Source organism: Antarctobacter heliothermus, from assembly GCF_002237555.1.
In the GTDB taxonomy this organism is placed as follows: domain Bacteria; phylum Pseudomonadota; class Alphaproteobacteria; order Rhodobacterales; family Rhodobacteraceae; genus Antarctobacter; species Antarctobacter heliothermus_B.
This window is the reverse complement of the sequence record NZ_CP022540.1, coordinates 3,218,207-3,242,103: the sequence shown is the minus strand read 5'-3', so window position 1 is coordinate 3,242,103 and position 23,897 is coordinate 3,218,207. Positions and strand designations below refer to the sequence as shown.

Annotated in this window: 19 protein-coding genes, 1 tRNA gene and 3 pseudogenes; 10 read left to right on the top strand and 13 right to left on the bottom strand. The window is 57.6% G+C overall.

The window, feature by feature from the left end; translation table 11 throughout:
* Positions 1-102 precede the first annotated feature (102 nt).
* The 4 genes from ANTHELSMS3_RS15595 to ANTHELSMS3_RS15580 all read right to left on the bottom strand — a co-directional run bounded on the left by ANTHELSMS3_RS15595 (position 103) and on the right by ANTHELSMS3_RS15580 (position 2,875).
* Positions 103-642 carry a GNAT family N-acetyltransferase gene (locus tag ANTHELSMS3_RS15595; protein ID WP_094035674.1) on the bottom strand — a complete coding sequence of 180 codons (540 nt, stop codon included), beginning with the start codon at positions 640-642 and terminating at the stop codon, positions 103-105.
* Between the two features lie 156 nt (positions 643-798).
* Positions 799-1,068 (bottom strand): 50S ribosomal protein L27, encoded by a 270-nt coding sequence (gene rpmA, locus ANTHELSMS3_RS15590; protein ID WP_094035673.1) that lies wholly within the window; start codon positions 1,066-1,068, stop codon positions 799-801.
* A 6-nt stretch (positions 1,069-1,074) separates the two neighbouring features.
* Positions 1,075-1,788, bottom strand: a complete 714-nt coding sequence (locus ANTHELSMS3_RS15585) for a 50S ribosomal protein L21 (RefSeq protein ID WP_094035672.1) — start codon at positions 1,786-1,788, stop codon at positions 1,075-1,077.
* A 232-nt stretch (positions 1,789-2,020) separates the two neighbouring features.
* Positions 2,021-2,875 carry a DUF2059 domain-containing protein gene (locus ANTHELSMS3_RS15580; protein WP_254694752.1) on the bottom strand — a complete coding sequence of 285 codons (855 nt, stop codon included), beginning with the start codon at positions 2,873-2,875 and terminating at the stop codon, positions 2,021-2,023.
* 202 nt (positions 2,876-3,077) lie between these two features.
* On the opposite strand from ANTHELSMS3_RS15580, the gene ANTHELSMS3_RS15575 reads away from it, so the two are divergent.
* Positions 3,078-3,167 (top strand) — tRNA-Ser (locus ANTHELSMS3_RS15575).
* A gap of 91 nt (positions 3,168-3,258) precedes the next feature.
* On the top strand, positions 3,259-4,539 hold the full coding sequence (locus ANTHELSMS3_RS15570; protein ID WP_157733532.1) for a tyrosine-type recombinase/integrase: 1,281 nt from the start codon (positions 3,259-3,261) through the stop codon (positions 4,537-4,539).
* 282 nt (positions 4,540-4,821) lie between these two features.
* Here the strand turns inward: ANTHELSMS3_RS15570 and ANTHELSMS3_RS15565 are convergent.
* A pseudogene (locus tag ANTHELSMS3_RS15565) lies at positions 4,822-6,246 on the bottom strand (IS1182 family transposase).
* 149 nt (positions 6,247-6,395) lie between these two features.
* Positions 6,396-7,331 (bottom strand): LysR family transcriptional regulator, encoded by a 936-nt coding sequence (locus tag ANTHELSMS3_RS15560; protein WP_198319823.1) that lies wholly within the window; start codon positions 7,329-7,331, stop codon positions 6,396-6,398.
* 135 nt (positions 7,332-7,466) lie between these two features.
* Here ANTHELSMS3_RS15560 and ANTHELSMS3_RS15555 point away from each other — a divergent pair, with 135 nt between their 5' ends.
* The 7 genes and pseudogenes from ANTHELSMS3_RS15555 to ANTHELSMS3_RS15525 all read left to right on the top strand — a co-directional run bounded on the left by ANTHELSMS3_RS15555 (position 7,467) and on the right by ANTHELSMS3_RS15525 (position 15,776).
* Positions 7,467-7,826, top strand: a complete 360-nt coding sequence (locus ANTHELSMS3_RS15555; RefSeq protein ID WP_094037166.1) for a cupin domain-containing protein — start codon at positions 7,467-7,469, stop codon at positions 7,824-7,826.
* Positions 7,827-7,842: 16 nt separating this feature from the next.
* The gene (locus tag ANTHELSMS3_RS15550; RefSeq protein WP_094037165.1) at positions 7,843-9,624 is read left to right on the top strand and encodes a choline dehydrogenase; all 1,782 of its coding nucleotides are present in this window, start codon (positions 7,843-7,845) and stop codon (positions 9,622-9,624) included.
* A 1-nt stretch (position 9,625) separates the two neighbouring features.
* A complete protein-coding gene (locus tag ANTHELSMS3_RS15545) occupies positions 9,626-10,564 on the top strand; it encodes an ABC transporter substrate-binding protein (RefSeq protein WP_094035669.1) in 939 nt (312 codons plus the stop codon).
* A gap of 57 nt (positions 10,565-10,621) precedes the next feature.
* Positions 10,622-11,710, top strand: a complete 1,089-nt coding sequence (locus ANTHELSMS3_RS15540) for a quaternary amine ABC transporter ATP-binding protein (protein ID WP_094035668.1) — start codon at positions 10,622-10,624, stop codon at positions 11,708-11,710.
* Positions 11,697-13,802 (top strand): ABC transporter permease, encoded by a 2,106-nt coding sequence (locus tag ANTHELSMS3_RS15535; protein WP_198319822.1) that lies wholly within the window; start codon positions 11,697-11,699, stop codon positions 13,800-13,802. The genes ANTHELSMS3_RS15540 and ANTHELSMS3_RS15535 overlap by 14 nt, the downstream gene beginning before the upstream one ends.
* A complete protein-coding gene (locus ANTHELSMS3_RS15530) occupies positions 13,799-14,851 on the top strand; it encodes a histone deacetylase family protein (protein WP_094035667.1) in 1,053 nt (350 codons plus the stop codon). Before ANTHELSMS3_RS15535 ends, ANTHELSMS3_RS15530 begins: the two co-directional genes overlap by 4 nt.
* A gap of 137 nt (positions 14,852-14,988) precedes the next feature.
* Positions 14,989-15,776 (top strand): annotated as a pseudogene (locus tag ANTHELSMS3_RS15525) (IS5 family transposase).
* Here ANTHELSMS3_RS15525 and ANTHELSMS3_RS15520 read toward each other — a convergent pair.
* The 7 genes and pseudogenes from ANTHELSMS3_RS15520 to ANTHELSMS3_RS26020 all read right to left on the bottom strand — a co-directional run.
* Positions 15,761-16,576 (bottom strand): sugar phosphate isomerase/epimerase family protein, encoded by an 816-nt coding sequence (locus tag ANTHELSMS3_RS15520; protein ID WP_157733531.1) that lies wholly within the window; start codon positions 16,574-16,576, stop codon positions 15,761-15,763. The pseudogene ANTHELSMS3_RS15525 and the gene ANTHELSMS3_RS15520 sit on opposite strands and share 16 nt — an antisense overlap.
* A complete protein-coding gene (locus ANTHELSMS3_RS15515) occupies positions 16,576-17,649 on the bottom strand; it encodes a Gfo/Idh/MocA family protein (RefSeq protein ID WP_094035665.1) in 1,074 nt (357 codons plus the stop codon). The genes ANTHELSMS3_RS15520 and ANTHELSMS3_RS15515 overlap by 1 nt, the downstream gene beginning before the upstream one ends.
* 282 nt (positions 17,650-17,931) lie before the next feature.
* Entirely contained in the window at positions 17,932-18,717 is a 786-nt protein-coding gene (locus ANTHELSMS3_RS15510) for an ABC transporter permease (protein WP_094035664.1), read from the bottom strand.
* A complete protein-coding gene (locus ANTHELSMS3_RS15505) occupies positions 18,714-19,466 on the bottom strand; it encodes an ABC transporter permease (protein WP_094035663.1) in 753 nt (250 codons plus the stop codon). The genes ANTHELSMS3_RS15510 and ANTHELSMS3_RS15505 overlap by 4 nt, the downstream gene beginning before the upstream one ends.
* A gap of 1 nt (position 19,467) precedes the next feature.
* A complete protein-coding gene (locus ANTHELSMS3_RS15500) occupies positions 19,468-20,346 on the bottom strand; it encodes an ABC transporter ATP-binding protein (protein WP_254694751.1) in 879 nt (292 codons plus the stop codon).
* On the bottom strand, positions 20,343-21,350 hold the full coding sequence (locus tag ANTHELSMS3_RS15495) for an ABC transporter substrate-binding protein (protein ID WP_157733530.1): 1,008 nt from the start codon (positions 21,348-21,350) through the stop codon (positions 20,343-20,345). The genes ANTHELSMS3_RS15500 and ANTHELSMS3_RS15495 overlap by 4 nt, the downstream gene beginning before the upstream one ends.
* 240 nt (positions 21,351-21,590) lie before the next feature.
* Positions 21,591-22,042: pseudogene (locus ANTHELSMS3_RS26020) on the bottom strand (transposase); the annotation flags it as partial.
* Positions 22,043-22,800: 758 nt separating this feature from the next.
* Between ANTHELSMS3_RS26020 and ANTHELSMS3_RS15480 the strand changes: the two are divergent.
* On the top strand, positions 22,801-23,784 hold the full coding sequence (locus tag ANTHELSMS3_RS15480) for a zinc ABC transporter substrate-binding protein (protein ID WP_094035659.1): 984 nt from the start codon (positions 22,801-22,803) through the stop codon (positions 23,782-23,784).
* Positions 23,785-23,897: the final 113 nt, after the last annotated feature.

The window sequence follows — 23,897 nt, the reverse complement described above, 5'->3', positions numbered from 1 at the left end:
ATGAGCTTTCGGCGAGGGACAGGCGGCGGTTTACCGTGGTTTCCGAGGGCGCTCAAGCGCCCCCGCTATGCGCGGACCGCCGTGCCGGACACTCCGACGCGATCAGCCCAGTTTTCGAATATAGGTCCAGGTCGGCACCTTGGACTGGCGCGCGACGGAATAGGCTTCGGCATCGCCGATGTACTCAAACCCGCAGTTTACCAGCACCCGGGCCGAGGCCGCGTTGTCCTGAAAAACAGAGGCAAACATGGTGGCGTTGCCCATCGGATTTGCCTCAACCAGTGCGCGCACCGCCTCTGAGGCCAGCCCGGTGTTCCAGAACGCTGGCGCCACCCAATAGCCAACTTCGGACTGATTGCGGTCCATCCGCTCCAGCGAGATCAGCCCCATCAGTTCGGACCCGCCGACCTTGGTGGCATCCATCGCCCAGACATCCTCACTCCGGTCGGGTGAGGTGGCGCGGGTGACAAACCCTTCGGTCGCACCGGGCGGCAATGGATGCGGGATGGACGTGGTCATACGCGCGACCCGTTCGTCACGGGTGTAATGTTCCATCAACCCGATGTCGGACTGGCGCACCGGGCGCAAATCAAACCGTTCTGTTGCCACGATGGGCTGGTTGTCGGTGGTATCTAGGACCATCTGCACTCTCCTCCTGTGCAACGGCGGGGATCGACGGCACCTGCGCCTTGCAGGGCGTCTTGATTTTCGGCGCAGTCGATCCGGAGCCCGGAAAATGGCAAGGGGACCGGCGCAGCCGCCGATCCCCTGTCCGCTTCCGTGACATTGTGTTCGGCGTTACTCTGCGGCTTCCGCCACTGGAAGCACCGAAATAAACGTGCGGCCCTTGAGGCCCTTGTGGAAGGTCACGCCGCCTTCGACGGTTGCAAAGATCGTGTGATCCTTGCCCATGCCCACGCCTTCGCCCGGCCAAAACTTGGTGCCGCGCTGACGCACGATGATGTTGCCGGGGATCGCAGCCTGACCGCCGTAGAGTTTGACGCCAAGGCGGCGTCCGGCAGAGTCGCGTCCGTTGCGGGAGGAACCGCCAGCTTTTTTGTGTGCCATGGGGTGTTACTCCTGTTCTGCGGCGAAAGTCTTCGCCTGTTCGATCCAGTTGTCGCGCTCAATGCGGCCTTTGAACGACAGCTTGTCATCCATATAGGCAATCTCTGCAGCATCCCAAGCGGCGACCTGGTCAAAGTGGAAGACACCGTTTTCGTGCAGCAGACCTTCCAGCTTGGGACCAACACCAGAAATCTTTTTCAGATCGTCTGGCTTGCCACCACGGGCCTCGGTCAGCAGGTTGGCGGGCTTGACGCCTTCAACTTCGGTGGCGGGTTCTGCCTGTTTCGCGGCAGGCGCAGCCTTTTTCGCGGCGGGTGCGGCCTTCTTGGCCGGAGCAGCTGCTTCAACGGCAACTGCCGAAACGGAACCTGCACCGATGGCGGCCTTGACGCCGGTCTTGTCCCCACCTTCGGAGAGGATGTCGGTCACGCGGACCAGCGTCAACTGCTGGCGGTGGCCTTTGGTACGCTGCGAGCCATGCTTACGGCGGCGCTTCACAAAGTGAATAAGCTTTTCGCCCTTCACTTGGTCGATCACCTCGGCCTGCACTGCGGCACCGGCCACGGTCGGCGCGCCGACGACGGTGGTGTCGCCGCCCAGCATGAGAATGTCATTGAATTGTACGGTTTCACCCGCATCTGCGGCCAGCTTTTCAACCCGGAGCGTATCGCCCGACTGAACCTTATACTGTTTGCCGCCGGTCTTCATCACCGCGAACATGGTGCGTCTTTCCTTTTTCTGCCGCGTTCTTTGGCCCCCTTGCAGGAGTTCATGGGGTCCAGACCCCGCCCCGAACAGCGCGCCCCTCAGGGACGTTCGTTTACAATACAAAAAGGCGGGACCAAAGCCCCGTCTTTCTCGTGCGCGGCTTATGGTCCGGTGGCCGCGTCCTTGTCAAGCGATTGTTCAGTCCCCGGACCAGCGTCGCGGCCATTTTCGCCGGGCTCGTCGCTCAAAGCTCTTGCTGTTTCATCTGCTGCGCCGCCGCTAGGCCAAGCGCGTAAGAAATCTCATCGTACATCGCATTGAAACCGGCAAAAAGAGCCCTGTTCAGCGCGCGCCCCTGCGATGTTTCGGACAAGGCAATATAGGCTTCCAGTTCCTCATCCTCCAATGGCTCATAGGCCAACAGCAGATAGGCATAGAGCCATTCGCGGGTATCCATACGGGTGTCTTCCTCCTGGGACCAGACGTCAGACAGAATATCGCCTTCTGACATTCGCAGGCCGCCGCCATCGACCAGCCCGGAATAGAATTTGAACGATGCATTCAGCGCGCCGGTGACATTGGCCTCCAGCAGGTCGTTGACCTCGACAAAACGGCGCAACTGATCAAGCCGCGGGTCTTCGTCGCCTTTCAAGTCCTGATAGGCCTCTCGCGCAGCCTCTTCGACCGCGTCATCCACCATGGCTTCTCGGGCCGCCAGTTCCAGTTGGACAACGCGCTGACCCAGATCAGACGAAAAGAATGCGATCAAGGGGTCGGGATCGGTGCCGTCAAAGGTCTCTGCGAATCCGCTCCGCACGACGTCGCGCATTCTGTCTGCGTCGTAGATTTGCGACAATGAATCCCGCCAAGGCGCAGAACTGCCGCCTGGCAACATGTCGGCTGCAAGCTCTTCCCCATAGGACAGGCCCTCTGTCCGCATGATGCCAAGCATGGATTCGACCTGTAGCGCATCCATCAGGTCATCAACCCGCTCGGCACGCACCGGAGGCGCAACCACAAGGCAGGTCAGCAGGGCAAGAGCGCCCAACAACAGGCGGTGGGCGGCCACAGCCGCAGAAAACGGGGAAATCTGGTCCATGGGTTCCTCAGAGATGACGGGACTGGTCAACAGGTAGGGCACTCAGTGGCGCGCAACAACCTCACAGCGCAATGCCCGGCGACGATGCGCCTCTTGCACCCACCGCGAAGACCCGAAAATGCACGGGTCGCCCAGAACCTGCCTTTTCCCTGTTGCGAAGCGTCAACGAATTGGCTAAACGCCCCGCTACCAAGACCCCCGCGGAGAGGTGCCGGAGTGGTCGAACGGGGCGGTCTCGAAAACCGTTGTGGGTGCAAGCCTACCCAGGGTTCGAATCCCTGTCTCTCCGCCATTTCATCTAAGTTACTGATGACAAAGAGGAAAATAGCACGACATCCAAGAAGCCGTTGTCCATAATGGACCACAACAAGGTGGCTGAGGACATGAACTATCTGGTACAACCTCGCGGCCCCGGCACCGGCTGGGTGTTCCGCATGATCACTCCCACTGAGTTGATCGGTAAGCCCACCCCGCTGACCGGAAAGCCATTCGGAAAAGAGGTGAAGAAGGGTTTGGGCACTCGCCACCCTGTCGAAGCCCGCAAGCGGCGCGACATCGCCCTTGGCGAGATACGGAAAGCCGCTGCCGAATTGTCCGATGAGGGCCGTTTCACCCTTAGCTCCGCAGAAGAATGGCGAGAGATGATCGCCAATGATGACAGTGAAGAGCATGGCATCGAACTGATCCTGTCCGACAAACTGGAAGAAGCGGCAAAACGAGGCGTACCTGAAACCAAACTCAGGAGTTTCAACCGTGTTGCGCTCGGCAAAGGCTACCCGATCACGACGGCCTTGGATCGCTACATCGAAGAGCGTAGCCCCGGCAATCGCCGCAACTTCAAGCCGCTTGCGTTGACCACCGTTGGCAACCTTAAGACCGCCGTAGGTCATCTCAGGGCTTTCCTTGAAGACCATCAAAACATTGCCTGCATGGAGGACGTGACCCCAAATGCAGCCCGTGTCTTCCGCGACGACTACTTGCCGGACCAGAAATCTCCCCGATCACCGCAGGGTATGTCTCACAAGACAGTGTCGAAAAACATCACCCTTCTGTCGCAATTCTGGGCTTGGGCAGTCGAACGTCGGATCACGATGGCCCGATATAAGAACCCGTGGATATTCCAGAAGTCAGTGCCGCGTGCATCAAGGCCCGACCAACCGACACGGGAGGATTTCACGCCGCCGGAGTTTTCGAAGCTATTGCGGGCAGCCCCGGCTGGAACGCACAAAGGCGACCTGATCCGCCTTGCGATAGTTACAGGCTGTCGTGCCGATGAACTGGCCACAATCTCTCTCGAAAACACAGAGGAAGATGGATCGGGGTTCTATTTGACCCACGGCAAAACCAGCAATGCGCTTCGGTATGTACCTGTCCCAGCAAAGGCCAGAGAGCTCCTACAGCGGCGGGCCGCCCTCAATGACCCTTCGGGTCGTATCTTCCCTGAGTGGCCCATCAGGGGGGCCTCCGGCAAGGCTGCGGCTGTCTCACAGTGGTTCACACGTTTCCGTCGCCAAGTCCTCGGCCCCGGAACAGATCACCGCTTATCTCTTCACTCGATCAGACACACATGGCGCACAGTCGCCCGACGCGCCCGCGTCAATGAAGCCGATATCAACGACCTGGGGGGGGTGGTCCGGTCCTCGCTCTTCAAATTCCGCCTATGACCACGGCATCCTGAAGGAGCAACTTGAGGAGGCACAACAAAAGATATGGGACGAGCTAAAGCGGTCTGGCTATCTGGACGGTTTCTGAGGCGGCGTCTGTCGATGCCGGCAATCGGCTACGCCCCCTAGTATAGCCAGTGCTTCACAAAGCTTAGTGGGCAGATTTTGTTGAAAAAGTCGGCCTGAGAACGTGTTTTGGGCTGCCCTCATCCTCGAGTGTCACCGTTTGGTTCGGGCAATCGCCCGTCGCGCCGCCTTTTGGCGTTTATCTGGCCGCTTAGATCATGCCGCGGCCTCCGAGTTGGCGCACTGCTGCCGCAGCTTCGCGAGTTTTCGGAGGTTCTGGGCGATGGCGGCGAGCAGGAATTCGTCCTTGGCGCCATTGGGGCCGCGCAGGCGTAGCCGGTTTAGGCCGAGGATGCGCTTCAGATGGGCGAAGAGCATCTCTACTTTCTTCCGCTTGTCTCGGGATACCTTGTAGGCCTTGGTCTTGCGGCATTCGCGGGCGAACTCGCGTGCTTCCTCGTGGGGTTCTCGGGTGACGTATCGGGCCTCCGCTTTCGGGCAGCAGATTTCTTTGGATGGACAGGCTTGGCATGTCGCCTTCAAGGCACGATATTTCTTCCGCCCTCCGGTGTCCTGCCCCCGGTTCGGATCGGAGTAGTTCCGGCGATATTGCTTGAGGGCGTGACCCTCGGGGCAGATGTATTGATCATTCGCCTCGTCCCATTCGAAGTCGGACCTGGACCAGGTGCCATCGGTCCGCTCTGATTTGTCGATGACAGGGATGAAGGGGATGATGCTGCGCTTCTCGACCAGCCATCCAAGGTTCTCGGCATTGCCGTAGGCGGTGTCCACTGCCCGGCAGTGCATCGCGCAGCGATGTCACGAGAGGGGCAGTCAGCCAATCCGGTCTGATCCCGAACCGTTTCTCGGTTCTGTCGAGCATCGTGCGCGACGCCCCAACCTCAGCCTGCCGGATTGCCCGTGTCGCCTCAACATCCATGATGACCGAGCTCTTGGTGTCGATCAGGTAGTTGGTCGCATAGGCAAAATACGGGCGGCTTTCCTAGGCGCGGGTCCATTGCGCAGCCGGATCGGACCTGGTCACGACTTCGGCTGGACCGGTGATGCGGCTCCGAAGGCGGCATCGTCGAGTGTTTCCAGATATTCGCGTGCCGCCCGGTTTCCGGCCTCGCGCGCGACCTCCGGGCTCCAGTCTTCGGCCGCAATAGACCGGACCTTATTGGCGTCAGCCGGGATCAGGCTTGCGTCGACGGCCAATCCTTCACCCGCGACCAGATCCTCTCTCAGGCAGCGTTCGACAGTTGCCTCGAATACCTTCCGGAGCAGATCACTGTCACGGAACTTGCCATGACGATACCGGGAAAAGGTCGAATGATCCGGCACCTTCCCTTCCAGACCCAAACGGCAAAACCAGCGGTATGCAAGGTTCAGATGGACCTCATCGCAAAGGCGCCGCTCTGAACGGATTCCCATGACATAACCGATGACCAGCATCCGGATGATCAGCTCAGGATCGATCGAGGGACGCCCCATGTGGCTGTAGAACGGGCGCACGACTTCCCGCATGCCATCCACGTCGAGGAACCGGTCGATCTCGCGAAGCATATGACCGGAAGGAACATGACGCTCCAGATCGAAGACATAGAACAACTGTGCCGGTGCCGTTTGGATGCCCATCATGACGAAATCCTCCAATCCCCTCATAATCCAGTGAATCAAAGGACTTGCCGCACTGCAACAAAGACTTTTTCAACAGCATCGGCGGGAGGCAGTCATTCACTGCGGATGCTTAGGCAGTAGCAGGCCCTTTGAAAGCAGTCATCTGGTTGTCATTTCAGGCGCGGTAAGATCGTCACGCTTTTCTCTTCCATGATTTCAGTGACACGAAGTTGATAACTTTCGATCTCGCGCAGCAGCCACTTGCGGAATTCCTTTTCGACCCGTGTCGGCGGCTGGCGCATCGCGCGGCATATTGCATAGCGTTCGGCACTCTGCAGGCCGATTTTGAACGGCGCAATGAGCCGCCCTGACCGGATTGCGTCAAGCGCCATGAAGCTGTCGCCAATGGTGATGCCAGACCCGGAGAGCGCCGCCGACAGGCACATGGAGGTGTCGTCGAACTTTGAGACTTGGGTTTCTTGGTCGGGATCGGTGACGCCACTATGGAGAAACCAATCCTCGCGCGGGTCGTAATTGCGGTCGATCAGGAAACGTACCCGATGGTCCAATTTGCCACCAACCATATTCGCTGCAGCATAGTCAGGCGTGCAAAGCGGGAGATCGATCCAGTCGCACAGCGCCGTTTCGTCAAGCTGGTCCGATGCGAAACTGCCCTCGGGACCATAAAAGATGCGGAAGCTGAAGTTCTCTTCCAATCTCAGGTTACCGTTGCGCTCCGCAATGATCTCGAGTGTCGCGCCAGGGTTCTCGATCAGGAACCCTCCGATGCGCTTGGCCAGCCAGGATGACGCAAAGTCGCGGTCCACAAGGATACGTAGACTTTTGTCGTCGCCCCCGAACTCGCCTGCAAATTGATACGAGGTGCCTATCAAATCGAACCCTTGCTGCAAACCAGCGGCAAGGTTGCGCCCGGTTTCAGTCAACAACTCATTCGAACGACCGCGGATGACAAGCTGGCAGCCCAATGACGCCTCCAGCAGTCGGATCTGCTTGCTCACCGCTGGACGGGTAACGTTTAGTTCGGCTGCTGCACGCGTAAAGCTGCCATGACGGGCAACAAGATCAAAGGCACGCAGGGCCGTCAAAGGCAGGGTCACTCGCGTCTCACGTAACTTGAGGTTACCAAGACCTACTATTGTTCGCTTTGGCAGCCAAGCTCTTTTGCCTACCGTGGCCCGCATGATCAGTTACGCCGAAACAAAAGTACGGAGATGCCTGCAATGACCACCCCTGTAAAGTTCTCGGCCAACGGACCCCGTGGCTGGGCGGCGGAGGCTGACATCCCGTTGGAGACTGCGAAACTCATCGAAGGGAACGCGATGGGGCATGACCACATTTACTTCAGTCGCGGCGCGCCAGAAGTGCGTGCTGGGATCTGGCGGGCCGAACCCTACACCGATTTCTACGAAGACTACCCCTGCGACGAATTCATGTACGTGCTCGAAGGCTCTGTCACGCTCGAGAACGACGAGTTTTCCGAGACTTATCGCAAGGGCGATGCCTTTCTGGTGCCCAAAGGATTTCGGGGCTACTGGAAGCAGACCGAGCCGATGCTGAAATACTACGTGATGATCGATTGAACGGCGGGCAATGGGCATGGCGGCTTCCCGCAATACGGACGAAGACCTGGGCACCTATGATTATGTGGTGATCGGAGCGGGATCGGCAGGCTGTGTCATGGCCGCGCGATTGGGAGAAGACGCCGCCGCACGAATCCTGGTGCTGGAGGCCGGCGGTTCGGACCGGTCGATTTTTGTGCAGATGCCGACGGCATTCTCGATCCCGATGAATACCCGCCGCTTCAATTGGGGCATGTCCACCGAACCCGAACCGGGTTTGGGCGGACGGGTTATGAACCTGCCACGCGGCAAGGGCTTGGGCGGCTCTTCGTCGATCAATGGCATGTGCTGGGTTCGCGGTAATCCGATAGACTACGAACTTTGGTCCGCCTTGGGGGCCGAAGGGTGGCATTGGGCCAATGTGTTGCCCTATTTCAAGCGTTTGGAGAACGTGCCCGACGGTGGCGACAGGCGCGGCACGGATGGGCCAATCTCGGTGAGTCGCGGCTGCCAGTCCAACCCCCTTTACCAAGCCTTTGTCGCGGCAGGGCAGCAAGCGGGTTATGCGGTCAGCGACAACATGAATGACCTCCAACACGAAGGCTTTGGCCCGATGGAAATGTCCGTCGGCCGCGGCGAACGCGCCAGCGCCGCTGTCGGCTATTTGCGGCCTGCGATGCGGCGGAAGAATGTCAGGGTGATCCAGAACGCGCAGGTTGATCGGCTGATACTCGAAGGCCGGCGGGTCACTGGCGTTCTGTTTACGCGCAACGGACGGACGATGCGCGCACAGGCTGGACGCGACGTGATCCTGAGTGCCGGTTCGATCATGTCCCCGACCATTCTCAAACGGTCGGGGATCGGACCTGCCGAAGAGTTGAAAGAAAACGGAATAGCGGTGATTGCCGACCGTGATCAAGTCGGCGGCAATCTGATGGATCATTTGGAGATTTATCTTCAGATGGAGTGCCGCCAGCCAGTGACGCTCTTTTCGCACATGTCCCCGCTTCGCAAGGCTTTGCTCGGTGCGCGATGGATGCTGATGCGCGATGGGCTTGGCGCAACCAACCACTTTGAAAGTGGCGGTCATATCCGTAGCCGGGCCGGCATCGTCTATCCCGACATTCAATATCACTTCCTGCCGCTTGCCGTTTCCTATGATGGCAAATCGATGGTCAGCGGCCATGGATTTCAGGTCCATGTCGGCACCAAACGCTCCAAGAGCCGTGGTTGGGTGAAGCTGCGCAGCGCGGATGCCCGCGACCTTCCTCGCGTGCGTTTCAACTACATGACCCACCCCGACGACTGGCAGGAAATGCGGGCCTGTATTCGCCTCACACGCGAAATCTTCGCGCAAGAGGCGTTCGCGCCCTATCGCGGACAGGAGCTCGCCCCCGGTGCCGACTGCCAAGACGACGCCTGTATTGACCAATTCCTGAAAGACAAGGTTGAAAGCGCTTATCACCCCTGCGGCACCTGCCGGATGGGCACCGATGACGCCGCCGTGGTCGACCCTTTAACGATGAAGCTCAAGGGCATCGAGGGGCTGCGCGTGGTCGACAGCTCGGTGTTGCCGCAGGCCACCGCCGGTGACTTGAACGCGCCGACGCTGGTCATGGCTGAGCGGGCCGCCGATCTGGTCCGCGGGTTAAGCCTTCCTTCTGCCGAAGACGCGCCGCTACTTGCGGACCCAAACTGGGCAACATGCCAGCGGTCACCCCAGATCACCCGCGACTACGCACAGGACCGCGACACGCTGCGCGCAGCCTTGCTGGAAAACACAAAAACACCAAAAAACAACCAACCGACAGGAGAGTGAGATGCAACGCAAACTAATGAATGTCACCGCGGCAATTGCCATGGGTGCCGCCACTATCGGGGCTTCGGTCGCATTGGCCGAAGTCGAAACAGATCAGCCTATCAAGATCGCGATCAATGAATGGACTGGCCAGCATTTGTCTGCGACCATTGCCGCAGAACTACTAATGAAGATGGGCTATAACGTCGAGTTGGTCACAGCTGGCGGTCTGCCGCAGTTCACTGCGCTGGCGCAGAACGAAATCAACCTGAACCCCGAGGTTTGGGATAATTCTATCACCGACGCTTATACCGATGGCCTCGCCTCTGGCGCCATTGTGGATATGGGTGAACTGGGGCTCGAGCCGCGTGAGGGTTGGATTTACCCCGCATACATGGAAGAGCAATGCCCAGGCCTGCCGAGCTATCAGGCGCTCTTTGATTGCGCGCAAGCCTTTGCCACCGCAGAGACCTTTCCGAATGGGCGTCTCATCACTTATCCGGCGGATTGGGGCACCCGATCAAAGTCTGTCGTCGAAGGTATCGAGTTGCCTTTCGATCCGGTCGCCGGCGGCTCAGAAGGCACGATGATCGCGGAGTTGAAAAGTGCGCTCGCCTCCGAAGAACCGATCCTGATGATGTTCTGGCAGCCTCATTGGGTCTTTGCTGAAATCGATGTGAAATGGGTGGAATGGAATCCAGCCGATGGCGAATGCGTGGAGGAAAATCAGCAACGCGACACCGCCTGCGGTTTTGCGCAGGCCCACGTCAACAAGATCGCGTCCCAAAATTTCGCAGAGGTGTGGCCCGGTGCTGCCGCTTTCGTCAGCCAGTTCGCACTGACCAATGCAGAGCAAAACGCCATGATCAACGAAATTGACCAGAACGGCCGCGCCCTCGACGAGGTCGTCGCAGAGTGGATTGCGCTGAACGAAGACAAATGGACCACGTGGATCCAGTAACAGTCTCGCCTGCGCCTGACCTTGTTGTCGGGCGCAGGCATTGACCGGAGAGACGATATGACAGACCAAGCGCCTGCTTCGACGACAGCAGCAGCAGCAGTAAAGCTTTCATGTCGAAACCTTTGGAAGGTCTACGGCCCAAGACCGGAGTATTATTTCGACACATCAGGCTACGCGATCGACGTGCCGGGTTTGGCCGAGCGGATGCGCCGTGAGGCTCACGTTCCGGCGGTGATTGACGTGGGTTTTGATGTGCACGTTGGAGAAACCTTTGTCATCATGGGGCTGTCCGGGTCGGGAAAGTCCACGGTTGCGCGCTGTCTGTCGCGCCTTGTGGATGCCTCGCATGGCGAAGTGATGCTGGACGGCGAAGACCTTCTGGCAATGTCCCCCAGAGCCCTGATTGACGTGCGGCGTCACAAGATGGGCATGGTCTTTCAAAATTTCGGCCTGATGCCACACTTGTCGGTGATCGAGAATATTGTCTTTCCCTTGAAATTGCAGGGTATCCCGCTGGCGGAACGGCGACAGAAGGCCGAGCGCGTCATTGAACTGGTCGGGCTCGAAGGGCGTGAAGGCGCCTTTCCCGGGCAGTTGTCGGGCGGTCAGCAACAGCGTGTCGGTATTGCCCGCTCGCTTGTGGTGGAGCCGGATGTCTGGTTCCTAGACGAGCCGTTTTCAGCGCTTGATCCTTTGATCCGCAGGCAAATGCAAGATGAGTTCCTGCGTATCCAGCGGGTCTTGCGCAAATCTATCGTCTTTATCACCCATGATTTCCTGGAAGCGCTGCGTATTGCCGACCGCATGGCAATCATGAGAGATGGCAAAGTTGTGCAAATCGGCACGCCCACGGAATTGATATTGAACCCCGCTGACGACTACGTCGCGCGGTTCACTTCCGAGGTGCCGCGGATCAGGTTGCTACAGGCCGCCGCCTGCGCCGTTCCAGCCCAGGGCGATCTCTCGGCCTTGCCAGCCGTATCCGCCGACGGGATGGCCGAGGATCTGATTGCACAACTGGCCAAGAACCCCGATGGGCTGGCCGCCCGTGACGGGTCAGGCGCCGTTCTGGGCAAGATCACTCCGGCGTCACTGATCACGGCACTTGCCGCATTGGGTAGCGAGGCTGACCATGACGCAAGTTGATGCACACTCGGCGCCGCTTTCTGCGTTGCCGATGGCGCGGCGCTGGCTGGGGTGGCCACTGGTTATCCTCTTTGCCTTGCTGTGCGTGCTGGCGCAAGGTGCTGTCGATTGGCTGCAAGATTATCCCAGCGCGCTGCAACTGCCGGTCGCGGCATGGTTCAACGCTGTCATGGACTGGTTCGTGGACAACTTCCGGCCGTTCTTTCGTGCGATTACGTTGCTCTTTACTTACCCGATGACCTGGATCCGGGACCTGCTGCAATGGCTGCCATGGAGCGCGACAGTCCTCGTGATCGCCGGTATCGCCTACAAGGTGCGCGGGCCGGGGTTGGCGGCATTTACCGCGCTTAGCTTTGTCTATGTTCTAATGGTGGGGCTTTGGGCGCCTGCGATGAATTCACTGGCTTTGGTCTTTATTTCCGTACCGCTTGCGGTGCTTGTCGGATTTGGTTTGGGGGTCTGGGGCTTCGTCTCGCCACGAGCTGAACGGGGGTTGATGCCGCTGCTGGATGTCGCGCAAACGGTTCCGGCCTTTGCTTACCTTCTTCCTATTCTGCTCTTGTTCGGATTTGGGCCGGTTGTTGGCTTGGTCGCCTCGGTATTGTTTGCGTTTCCGCCGATGGTCCGCAACACCATTCTGGGCCTGCGCGAAGTGCCTTCGGAAATCATAGAATCTGGCCAAATGTCCGGCGCAACCCGTGGCCAACTGTTCTGGCGAGTACGTGTTCCGGCAGCGCTTCGCCAGATCCTGATCGGTGTCAATCAAACCACAATGGCATCACTGTCGATGGTCATCATCGCGTCGATCATTGGCGGCACAGCCGATATCGGCTGGGAGGTGCTGTCCACCATGCGCAAGGCTGAGTTTGGTGCCAGCCTTGTTGCGGGGATCGTTATCGCGTTGCTAGCAATGGTTCTTGACCGCCTTACAGCCGGACTTGCAGAAACCGAGGGCCGCGGCATGGAGCACCGCGGCTACGCCGCGCGCCACGGTTTCTGGATAGCACTGGCGGCTGCGACAATCGCCGTGATTGTACTGCGTCCCGTCCTGCCTGTTTTGGAGAACTGGCCCGCTGGCTGGCACGTGAATTTGGCCAGCCCGCTGAACACTGCGATCCAAAGCTTTATCCTGACCTTCAAACCAGCGCTGGAGACAATCAAGAACAGCGTGATCTTTTTTGCGATGCTGCCGCTTAAAATTGGCCTCGACAAAGCGGTCAGCCCCTTCACTTGGGGCTTTGCACTGCAACCGTGGCACACGGCGGTCTATACAATGCTCATAGTGGCCGGAACCGCCTTGGCCCTGCGCACTGGGCGCACATCGGTGGCGGTGTGGATCGTGCTGGTAGGTATCGTGCTCTATGTCGGGATTACCGACATGCCTTGGCTTGCGGTGGTCGCGATTCTGGTATTTTTTGGCTGGCGCATGGGCGGGACAAGACTGGCGGTCAGCACCGCTCTGGCTTTGGCCTTCCTGCTGGTGACCGGATCATGGGACAAGGCCATGCTCTCGATCCACCTTGCGACAATGGCTGTGCTCGCATCCTTCCTGATCGGCACGACGCTTGGCATCGTTGCGTCCCAAAAGGACTGGTTCTCTCGGTTCATGCGTCCCATCAACGACACGTTGCAGACCATGCCACCCTTCGTGCTGTTGATACCGACGGTCATGCTGTTCAAAATCGGCGATTTTTCGGCCCTGCTGGCGATCATCTCCTATGCCTACGTGCCCGCCTTCCGCTATACCGAACACGGGTTACGGCATGTGTCAGCCGAAGCGGTTGAGGCAGCAACAAGCCTTGGCGCGACGCCACGGCAATTGCTGTTTCAGGTCCGGTTGCCGCTGGCTCTTCCCAATATCATGCTCGGCCTGAACCAGACGATTATGTATGGGATCGCCATGCTGGTCATCGCCGCTTTGGTCGGTACCAGCGACCTTGGGCAAGAGGTTTATATCGGCCTGAGCGCCGGCAATTTCGGACAGGGATTTGTGGCAGGCATCGGCATGGCAATCATCGCCATCACCGCCGACAGGTTCTGCCTTGCGTGGCAGCGCAATCATGCAACAAAGATCGCAAAGGGAACATCATGAAGCTAATCTATTCCGAAGATCACCGGGGCCATGCCGGTGCCATGGAGATGCGCTATGACGAAATGATCCCGATGTCCGAATGCCCCGAACGCATGGATGCGATCATGGGCGGGCTTGCCGCCGCCGGGTTCGACGATGTGGTGCCCCCCGCGGCGCACGGGCTGGATGTGGTCCACCAGATCCACGATCCTGCCTTCGTCAGCTTTCTGCAACGCTGCTATCCTTTGTGGGAAGAAGAGTTCGGACCGGGCGGCTTTGCGACCGCCTATACCTTTGGCATGCGCGGTATGGATCAGGTGCCCAACGGGTCGGTTCATTCGATGCTAAGTTGCTATACCTTCGATGTTTGTGCCCCCTTCGTGAAGGGCACGTGGCCTGCGATCAATGCGGCCAAGGACATCGCCCTGACAGGGGTGGACCTCATGCAGGCGGGTGAAAGCTCGGTGTTTTCAGTCTGCCGTCCGGCCGGGCACCACGCCTCGCAAGACCTTGCGGGCGGCTATTGCTACCTCAACAACGCCGCCATCGCGGCTCAGGCGCACCTGAATGCGGGCGCAAAACGTGTGGCGCTTCTGGATATCGACTATCATCACGGCAACGGCACCCAGCGGATATTCTATGAACGCGACGATGTGCTGTTCCTCTCGCTGCATTGCCGCCCGCAGGACGAATACCCATTCCTCATGGGCTATGACACCGAGGTGGGCGCCGGTCCGGGCAAGGGCTATAACGTCAACCTGCCCATGCCGCGTGGCACCGGCTATGACGACTGGTCCAAAGCCTTGCAACTGGCCCACGAACGCATAAAAGCCTATGCGCCGGATGTGCTTGTCGTGTCATTGGGGGTGGATACCTACAAGGACGATCCGGTTGGCGGTTTTGTTCTGCAAACCGCAGATTACATCGATGTCGGTTCACGCATCGCCTTACTCGGCTTGCCGACCCATTTTATTATGGAAGGCGGATATGCAATGGACGCGTTGGGACAAAACGTTGCAAACCTTATTGGGGGATTTTCCAAAATGGCAGCGGGGGCCGGCGGCCAGTGACGAGCTCTCAAACCTTTGACCAGATCGGCTGGCTTTCGTTCGTTGCCTCGGCATTTGCCTTCATAATTGCAAGCTAGGCCGTGTTGCCAAAAGGGATTCACAGTGTGGCGTTGACGTGATTCAAGCTGGTATCTGCTATGGAGACCAGCGTGGCACGAGACCTGATGACGGACGACGAGTGGGCGTTCTTTGAGCATTTCATCCTTGCTGCACGTGCCCCGAACGGACGTAAGCCAACCAATCATCGCATTGTTCTGGATGGGATTTTCTGGATCGCCCGGACCGGATCGCCGTGGCGGGACCTGCCGGAAGAATTCGGCAAATGGCCGAGCGTCTACAGGCAATTCCGACGTTGGACACTTTCAGGCCTGTGAGAGGACATTCTCGAGGGCCTGAACCATTGTGGAGCGGTGCCGGACGCCCTCCAAATGGTCGACAGCACCGTAATCCGCGCTCACCATCAGGCAGCGGGCGCTAAAGGGCGACTCCGCGACAGGGTTTTGGCCGCTCAAGAGGTGGGTTCACGACCAAAATCCACCTCCGCGTCAACGCGGCAGGACTGCCAATGAGGTCTGAAATAACACCGGGTCAAACATCCGATTATCTTGGCTTTGACATGGTCATGGCGGACAACCTGCCTGAGCCGGCGGCTCTTCTGGTGGATCGCGGCTATGACGCTGATCGCATTCGCAAAACTATGGAAAAGCGCAATATCCTGCCTCAGATCCCCATGCGGAAATCGCGCAGAATGCGGGTCGGAGTGGATCACTCGCTCTACCAACTTCGCAACATGGTTGAACGGTGCTTCAATAAGATGAAGAACGCCCGCCGTGTCGCAACCCGTTGCGACAAAACCGCCGAGAGGTTCCTCGGCTTTATAGACATAACGTCAATCCGGCTTTGGGTGCGTCATTTGTCAACATGACCTAGGCCAGCAAGATATCCTGACGTTCTGTCAAATATTATCTGTGCCTTTTTTTCAGGTGAAAGATCCTTGTCGCTGACCACAGGAATTTCGAACTCCAGTTCGACATTGTCCGGAAGGTGTTTCAGCAAACCTTCCACGGGAAGCGCGCCATCGCCCAGATACAAACGTCCAGACCTGGCTTCGGTTATCAAATCCATACCTTCGGGCGTATTAATTGATGCGTCACAGATCTGAGCGAAATAGATACGATCCGGATCTATACTCGACAAGTCTTTCGGCACCCCACCCGACCGGGCCAAATGAAACGCATCAATGAGGAAACCCACATTTTGGCGACCTGCCAACTTTACAATGCGGTCAGCCTGCCCGAGAGTTTTGATCCCACTGTACGGTTGAAATTCAATTGCTATACGAATACCGAATTGGTTCGCCCTATCAGCGTACTCGGAAAAGAAATCCACAAGAACATCATCGGCAACATCATATGAGGCCGCTACGATCTTGTCACACCCAAGTTCGGCGGTCGCCTCCAAGACAGGTAAATAATCCTCGATACGGGATTCAGGCCTGATGTGGTAGGTCGTGACATTGGATATTCGGACTCCGAGCTGTTTGGAGGTATCCTGCAACTCCTTGATTGCCGTTGGATTTCCTGCAATCGTTGGCTCGGCGTCGTTTTTGCTGCGTCCGGTCAGGCGAATACCAGCCGCCGAAAATCCAGCCTTCGCCGCCACTTCCAAGACGTTCACTGCTGGGATCGCGCCCAATGAAAGGAATCCTAGGGTGTAATCTCTCATTAATTCGTCTCCGTTTTTTCCAATTTGGCACGCTGGATCATCTCGTCGGTAGACACCCATCCACCAATCTTTTCCGATTCCCAGACGGCCAAGGTTGCGGCCAACGTCCGGTTGCCGTCTTCGACTGACACGATTGGCTTGGACTTTCTCTCGACAACGTCCAGGAAATGTTCCTGCTCGGCATGCAGGGGGGTGTTCGGCTCCCACCGCAATCGAGTACGCGAAAGTGGGTCATCTCGCTTAAAGCCGTTCGAGTTTTTCCATAGATACATCGACGGCAGCGAAAGAGAGCCTTTGGTTCCACAAATCAGCATCGAGTTTTCATCGTGCTTCGCAAACCTCGGATCTTCGCCGGACGTAAATTCCCAACTCCAGGGCGCCTGCGTGGCGTCTGATACTGTCATCGTTCCAAGCGCTCCGCTTGCGAACTTCAGCATTACGACACAGGTATCTTCAGCTTCGAACCCTCTGCCCTTGTTTGAGGTGATGGCATGAACTTCGTCTATCTCACCACACAGCATGCGCAGGCAATCGAAGTCATGGACGACATTGATTAACATTACTCCGCCGCCACCCTTTTGGGTTTTCCATTTGTCGGCGAAGTACTGATCGGGTTTATGTCGCAGATGCATGGAGGTGACTGCCAAGATATCTCCCAGCTGCCCGTCTTCGATAGCTCTCTTCGCGGCCGTGTTGATCGAATTGTGGCGGCGACTATGGCCAATCAATACCGGCACGTCACTGTCGGCGGCGGCCTGTTCCAGCCGAAGCGCCGAGGCAAGGTCACTGGAAACCGGTTTTTCAATCAAGCTTGGAACTTCAAGCTCGATACATTTGATCCCGATTTCGACATGTGTGTGCGGTGGCGTTGCAACGATGGCACCATCCGGTTTAACGGCCTTCAGCATCTGCTGATAATCTGTGAACCGTGGGACTCCTGAATCGTAGACATCACTGCCACCCACGGGGTCGGCGATTGCTACCAACTCGGCCCGGTTGCAGGATTGTAGTGCCGATATATGCTCCCGCCCCATTACGCCCGCGCCGATCACGGCTATTCGTAGCTTCGACATTTAGTGTACTCCTAAGTACTTTTCGGCTCTGCCTGTGTTTCGAATTGTGAACTGCGGTGCCTCGCAGACCTCAGAAAGACCAGAAAGTCTTTAGGGCCAAATCGGCGAGTCCGAACCACAATGTTCTGAAATGAGCTGGCAGCGCAGCCTATGGAAAAAGGTCCCAAGACGTGTGCCCGTGCCAATCACCGCGCCGGTTGCGACTGCGATGAAATGCCCGCTGACGGTGGTGGCGCATGAATTCTGGTTTCTCATGCGCCACCACCTTTAGTCTGCGCCGAGCTATGCGCCGCCCATCGGGGTCTTAACTGTCGTTCGATGCAGCCTGCGATCTATCCACAACAAGCCCGAATTGACGATGACTGCAAACAGAGCAAGCAACAGCGTAATGGACATAATGACATCCATATCATGCATCCCGATAGCATTCATCAGCATGTGTCCAAGACCCTGACGCGATCCGAACATCTCGGCAAGCAATGTTCCGACCAGCGTCAGCGAGAAGCCGACCCTGAGACCCGTGAACACCTCGGGCAGCGACGCCGGCAGCAAAATGGACAGCAAAAGTTGGCGCGGCGTCAACCGCAGTACCTTGGCCGTCTTCAGATAGACCGGCTTGATGTTGCGGACTGCATTCATGGTGAACAATGATATCGGAACGATGCCGTGCAAAGCCCCAAATGCCACCGATGCGGCACTACCGATGCCAAAGAACAGCAGGATGATCGGATACAGCGTGACCTTGGGGATCGAATAGACGCCCACTAGGATCGGCTCGGCGACCTCTCCCGCCAGCCGATTGTACCCCAAAACTGCACCAATCAGGATTCCGCTGAATGCTGCGACCACCATAGCGATGGCGAACGACGACATGGTCGCCCACACATGGGGCCAGAACGATGCCGAAAACAGCGTTTGGATCGAATATTTGATGGTATCCCAAGGAGACGTCAGGGCCACGTCACCGGCCCATTGATGCGCAACTTCCCAGACTCCAACAAAAACCACTATCAGGACGGCGATATCGACGAAACGTTCGCGCAGTGGAACCACGGTATTCGTACTCATTGGAAACCTCGGCGTTTCATCAACATCTTTTCCCAAGCATGGAGAGACATGTTGATAGTTAGAACAACGATCAGGATGAACAGGATCAACGAGTACATCGCGACATTATCAAAGTTATGATACGCATATGAGATACTATGCCCGAGACCGTTGGCAGATAGGATAAACTCCGCCCCTATGATGCCGATGAAGGAATACGCGATCGCAAGTTTCACACCTGTGAACAGATACGGTGCCGCGAAAGGCAGCAGAATCCGCATCACGATACTCACGCGGCTCATGCCGTAGACCAAGCCGGTCTTGACCAAAACGGGTGGAATCCGATCCAGCCCATTAAGTGTGTTGATGATGACGGCCACCACCGCATAGAGAAAGCCAATGACGATCTTCGGAACATCGTTAAGCCCAAAAAGCACGATGAACATCGGATAGAACACAAAGACCGGCACCGAGTAATAGGTCGCAAGCAACGGATCGATTGTTCGGCGAACGCGGGGCAGCGCATGTATGATTGCACCCGCCGCTGTGCCGACAATAACCGAGGCAACAAGCGAAATCGCCACCGACGACAACGTCGTTGTCATATCGTCGTTCATTTTGCCCGAGACGAGCAGGTTGAACAGTCCGACCACCATTTCGGATGGCGGGATCATTGTGAAGCGGACTATCACGCCGATACGACAGAGGAGTTCAACAAAGAGAACCGCGCCGAGCAGTACGAGGATCCGGATGGTTGTAGCGCGCTTCATCTCAACTCCCTCGTTGTTTCGTGTCCAAGGCGTTCAGAGATTCCTCACGCAGCAAGGACCAGAGTCGACTGGTTATCGCGCCGAATTCCGGCTTGGACACGATGCGACTGTCGCGGTCCCGCGGCCAGCCCGTCTCGACGACGTCCAGCAAAACACCAGGCCGAGCCGACATGACGCAGACAACATCGGCCAGCATGGCCGCCTCATCAAGCGCATGGGTGATCAACAGGACCGTGGCCCCGGTCTCACGCCACAGGTTCAGAAGTTCATCCCCCATCAAAAGCCGGGTCTGCTGGTCCAGAGCGCCAAACGGCTCGTCCAGCAGGATGAGTTTCGGCTCCATCATGAGGGTCCGCGCAATGCAAACCCTCTGACGCATACCGCCCGACAATTGCGCCGGATAGGCGCTTTCAAAGCCGGTCAACCCCATCAACTTGGTCGCGCCTTTGACCTTTTCCGAGATTATGTTCTCGGAGACGCCCTTTTGGCGCAGGCCAAAGGCAATGTTGTCCCAGACAGTGAGCCATGGAAAGCTGGCGTCATCCTGAAACACCACGCCGACACCGTCCGCAACGTTGCCCTCGATTGGCTGGCCGTTGATGAAGACCTCGCCTTCGCTTGGCGACGCCAACCCCGCGAGCAGTTCCAGCAATGTGGATTTACCGCAACCCGATGGACCGACAACCGCATAGAACCGGCCCGCCTCCAATTCCAGATCGATCGGCCCCAGAGCGTGCAGTGCGGGACGACCCGCACTGCCGGGATAGACTCTGGTAGCGCCACGCAGTTCACAATGTGTGCCCATCGCAGTCGGGTCTCCTGCCTTTTTCAGCTCTTGTTCATGGCTGCGAATAGTGCCTGGTGCTTCAAGTCTGCTCATTGGTCGTACAGGCCCTTCTGATCTTCGGGCATGAAGCTGTCGTCGATTATCGCATCCCAATCGATGTCGCTGTAATCGACACCAAGAAGGATCTGCGCATCAGCAAGGTTCGTCATGCTGGTGAGATAGATCGCGCCCTCGCTCCAGTGCCGAACCTGATCGGGACCGGTCGGGGTCTGCAAACGACGGATCAGTGCTTCGGCCGTTTCAGGCGTGATCTTAAAGGGTTCCGCAACATGCTTGGCCGCTTCGGCCGGGTTGTCGTTCATCAGCTGCACGGCTTTCTGACGGGCACGCATGACAGATTTCAGAAACTCCGGTCGCTCAGCAATCACCTCATCGGTCGTCAACGCCAGAACACTCACCAGAGGCGGCAGCACGTCCGGCGCCCATGCCAAAATCCGGTACTTGTCTGGCTCTCGCGAATAATTGGGTTCGGTGATCGGTGCGACATCGACCTGCCCATGTTCCAACGCCGCTAGTCCGGGCCCCACACCGCCAGTGGACAGCAACTCGACATCATCCTGTTCAAGACCAGCAGCTTGGATCAACATCAGGGCAAGTGCCTGGGTCGTTGAATTCGGGTTGGTGTAGCTGACCGTGGCACCTTTCAGGTCCTCAATCGACTGGATCGGCGAGTCTGGCATGACGGCCCAGCCGATCTCCGCAACTGTGTTGCCCGTGGTCCCGATCACTTTAATTCCGGCGCCACCGCGAATAGCGGCAAGCGTGGCCGTCAGGCCCGCTTCGCCAAAGGGAAGATCGCCGGCCAAAAGGTTGCGGATTGTCGCGGCACCACCAGGCGAGGTGCGGATCCCCGTGATATCCAAACCTTCCTCTTCAAAGAAGCCCGCCCCCAGCGCAACGGCATAGGGCATGCTACTTGTGCTGACCCCATAGTTTGAAATCTCGATTTCTTCGGCGTTTGCCGCTCCCCCTACCAAGAACGCAGTCGATAGCACCGCTGACACGCCCCCCATGACGTATCCTCTAATATTCAGCATTCGCATTTCCTCCCATTTGATCGTCAGTGTTGTTAGTGGTCGATTTTAAATCGATTGGCCTCCCGACGACGTTTTCAATCTGGAAAGATGTTCTTTAAACAGGGCGCTCAAGTCCAAGACATTTCAAAGATCGCTGTTCAAAGTTACATGTCTGGTCACGCGGTCAGCGCTTACCAAGCGTGAAACGCACCCGGTTGCCGGTGAGCTACGCCCCAATGCTTGGAAAGGATTCAGCGTAATTCAAGCATCTCTCTGCACTTGCTGATTGGGGTAAGTTGTTTCACTTGTCTGCCAGCAGACCACGGCGGGTGGTTTGCCACCAAGGGCAGAGTGCGGGCGTTTGTGATTGTAGAAGGTCATCCATTTTCTGACACCAGCTTTGGCCTCTGATCCGGTTTCCCATGCGTGCAGGTAGACGCATTCGTATCTCAGCGTGCGCCACAGCCGCTCGATAAAAATGTTGTCGAGGAACCGCCCCCTGCAGTCCATCGAAATCCGATAGGCGAAAGCGGTCGGTCCGTGCAAATGACGTGAACTGGCAGCTTTGGACCGTATTATGATCTCTGGCGGGCCTAACTTGTGGATGGCGTTTTCAGCGCATCGACGCAGAACTCGGCTTCCAATGTGGTTGAGATCCGCCAAGCCAGCACCTTGCGCGTGTGCCAGTCCATGGTGGCGAACAGATTCAGGAAGGGGGCTTTCCGGCCACCACGTTCGAAGACGCCGGACGCCCCCTCCAACAATGCTCGCTTCCACTGATGGGCCATTGTCGGGTGCACCGCAAGCCGACTCGCAAGGTCGCCAACCATCTCCTCGCCCTTCAAAGCTTCCAACGCGCCCTTAGCCTTGAAGGCTGGGTGATGTTGCTTCCGTTTCGACATCTTTGATCTCATTCTTGGTGAAGACCATCAGACAACAAATAGCAGCTTACATCAGTGTCCGGTTTTCGAGGGGTAGCTCAGAGTACTAAAGGCCCGCGCGCTGGTTCAACAGCCGCAGGCACTGGCGCCAGACGAGCCGACCAGCCGCCTCTTCACCTGCCACCCATGGTCCCTTTTGCGTTTCATTCGTCAAACCGTCTTGAGTGTGGTTCCATCCCTCCACAACGTCCCTCTCGCCGCGATGTCTGCGACCAACTCAGCCCGAAGGAAAACAGCGGCGAAATCGCCCAAAACACGCCTGCGGTCGTCCTGACCGTAAACTTGATCGCAAAAATCAACGGCCTCGACACCCTGATCCATAATATTCCACGCATTGGAACCGTTTGATTTTTGCCACGCTGGGCGGCTGCACTGACTTGGGATCAACAACTAAAAAACGACGAGGCAAGGCCTCTCTGACAATGTCATGCGTCCAAACGGTCTCAGATACGCAATTGGTCGGCCTCTTGTCATCCTTGACTCCATTTAGTATGGTGTAAGTTATGTTATAACATAACTGGACATATCCGATGACCACCAAGTCGATTTCACTTGCCGCCTTCGCCGCACTGATAGGCGGAACCGCGATCGCCGATGTGCCAAACGTGGCCGTCGACATCGCGCCGGTCCACTCCCTTGTCGCCCGCGTCATGGAAGGAGTCGGCCACCCGGACCTGATCCTGCCTTCAGGCGCATCGCCGCACGGATACAGCATGCGTCCCTCCGAAGCCCAAGCATTGCAGGATGCAGATATTGTCGTCTGGATGGGCGCGGACCTCGCGCCTTGGATGGAAGGAGCGGTGGAAACATTGGCCGAAGACGCCGCGGTTCTGACGCTACTGGAGGCGGACAAGACAACTCTGCTAGAGTTCCGCGAAAATGCGTTGTTCGAGAAGCACGCGCATGGAGCGGACGACGATCATGAAGATCACCATCATGAACATGTCGAAGATCATGATGACGACCACCACAAATCGCATGACGAACACGCACACGTTCACAGCCAACATGACCCGCATGCTTGGCTATCTCCGGCAAATGCGGCAACTTGGCTTGACCTGATCGCGGCAGAGCTGGCTTCGAAAGATCCGGAACACGCCGAGGCATATCTTGCCAATGCCGCGGCTGGTCGAAATGAGCTAGCAACCCTGACTGCCGAGATCAGCGCGACACTGGCCCCAGTGCGAGGTGGCAGTTTCATCGTCTTCCACGATGCCTTTCAATACTTCGAAACGGATTTTGGCTTTCCGGCTTCGGGGGCGATCTCTCTTGGGGATGCAGAAGATCCCAGCCCTGCAAGGCTCTCGCAAATCAAGAAACGCGTCCAATACGAGGGCGTGGATTGCGTACTGGCGGAACCACAATTCAACCCGGGACTTGTCGCTGCCGTAACCGAAGGCACCGAAGTACAGACCGGAGTGATTGATCCGTTGGGCGCCAATCTAGAACCGGGTGCCGCGCTTTTTCCGCAACTCATCCGGAACATCGCGTCCACTCTTACTGACTGCATGTGACCGGGCGCAGCCGTCACACCTGACACAAAGGCCAGTTTTTCGATCTCTCCTCAGCATCAAGGGGCACACAGCGATGACCATCCCATATGACGCCTCCGGGATGCCCGGCAAAC

Bases quoted from the DNA above. Each gene is read 5' to 3' on its own strand.
- ANTHELSMS3_RS15595 (WP_094035674.1), bottom strand. From the start codon at position 642: ATGGTCCTAGATACCACCGACAACCAGCCCATCGTGGCAACAGAACGG.
- rpmA (WP_094035673.1), bottom strand. From the start codon at position 1,068: ATGGCACACAAAAAAGCTGGCGGTTCCTCCCGCAACGGACGCGACTCT.
- ANTHELSMS3_RS15585 (WP_094035672.1), bottom strand. From the start codon at position 1,788: ATGTTCGCGGTGATGAAGACCGGCGGCAAACAGTATAAGGTTCAGTCG.
- ANTHELSMS3_RS15580 (WP_254694752.1), bottom strand. From the start codon at position 2,875: ATGGACCAGATTTCCCCGTTTTCTGCGGCTGTGGCCGCCCACCGCCTG.
- ANTHELSMS3_RS15570 (WP_157733532.1), top strand. From the start codon at position 3,259: ATGAACTATCTGGTACAACCTCGCGGCCCCGGCACCGGCTGGGTGTTC.
- ANTHELSMS3_RS15555 (WP_094037166.1), top strand. From the start codon at position 7,467: ATGACCACCCCTGTAAAGTTCTCGGCCAACGGACCCCGTGGCTGGGCG.
- ANTHELSMS3_RS15550 (WP_094037165.1), top strand. From the start codon at position 7,843: ATGGCGGCTTCCCGCAATACGGACGAAGACCTGGGCACCTATGATTAT.
- ANTHELSMS3_RS15545 (WP_094035669.1), top strand. From the start codon at position 9,626: ATGCAACGCAAACTAATGAATGTCACCGCGGCAATTGCCATGGGTGCC.
- ANTHELSMS3_RS15540 (WP_094035668.1), top strand. From the start codon at position 10,622: ATGACAGACCAAGCGCCTGCTTCGACGACAGCAGCAGCAGCAGTAAAG.
- ANTHELSMS3_RS15535 (WP_198319822.1), top strand. From the start codon at position 11,697: ATGACGCAAGTTGATGCACACTCGGCGCCGCTTTCTGCGTTGCCGATG.
- ANTHELSMS3_RS15530 (WP_094035667.1), top strand. From the start codon at position 13,799: ATGAAGCTAATCTATTCCGAAGATCACCGGGGCCATGCCGGTGCCATG.
- ANTHELSMS3_RS15520 (WP_157733531.1), bottom strand. From the start codon at position 16,576: ATGAGAGATTACACCCTAGGATTCCTTTCATTGGGCGCGATCCCAGCA.
- ANTHELSMS3_RS15515 (WP_094035665.1), bottom strand. From the start codon at position 17,649: ATGTCGAAGCTACGAATAGCCGTGATCGGCGCGGGCGTAATGGGGCGG.
- ANTHELSMS3_RS15510 (WP_094035664.1), bottom strand. From the start codon at position 18,717: ATGAGTACGAATACCGTGGTTCCACTGCGCGAACGTTTCGTCGATATC.
- ANTHELSMS3_RS15505 (WP_094035663.1), bottom strand. From the start codon at position 19,466: ATGAAGCGCGCTACAACCATCCGGATCCTCGTACTGCTCGGCGCGGTT.
- ANTHELSMS3_RS15500 (WP_254694751.1), bottom strand. From the start codon at position 20,346: ATGAGCAGACTTGAAGCACCAGGCACTATTCGCAGCCATGAACAAGAG.
- ANTHELSMS3_RS15495 (WP_157733530.1), bottom strand. From the start codon at position 21,350: ATGCTGAATATTAGAGGATACGTCATGGGGGGCGTGTCAGCGGTGCTA.
- ANTHELSMS3_RS15480 (WP_094035659.1), top strand. From the start codon at position 22,801: ATGACCACCAAGTCGATTTCACTTGCCGCCTTCGCCGCACTGATAGGC.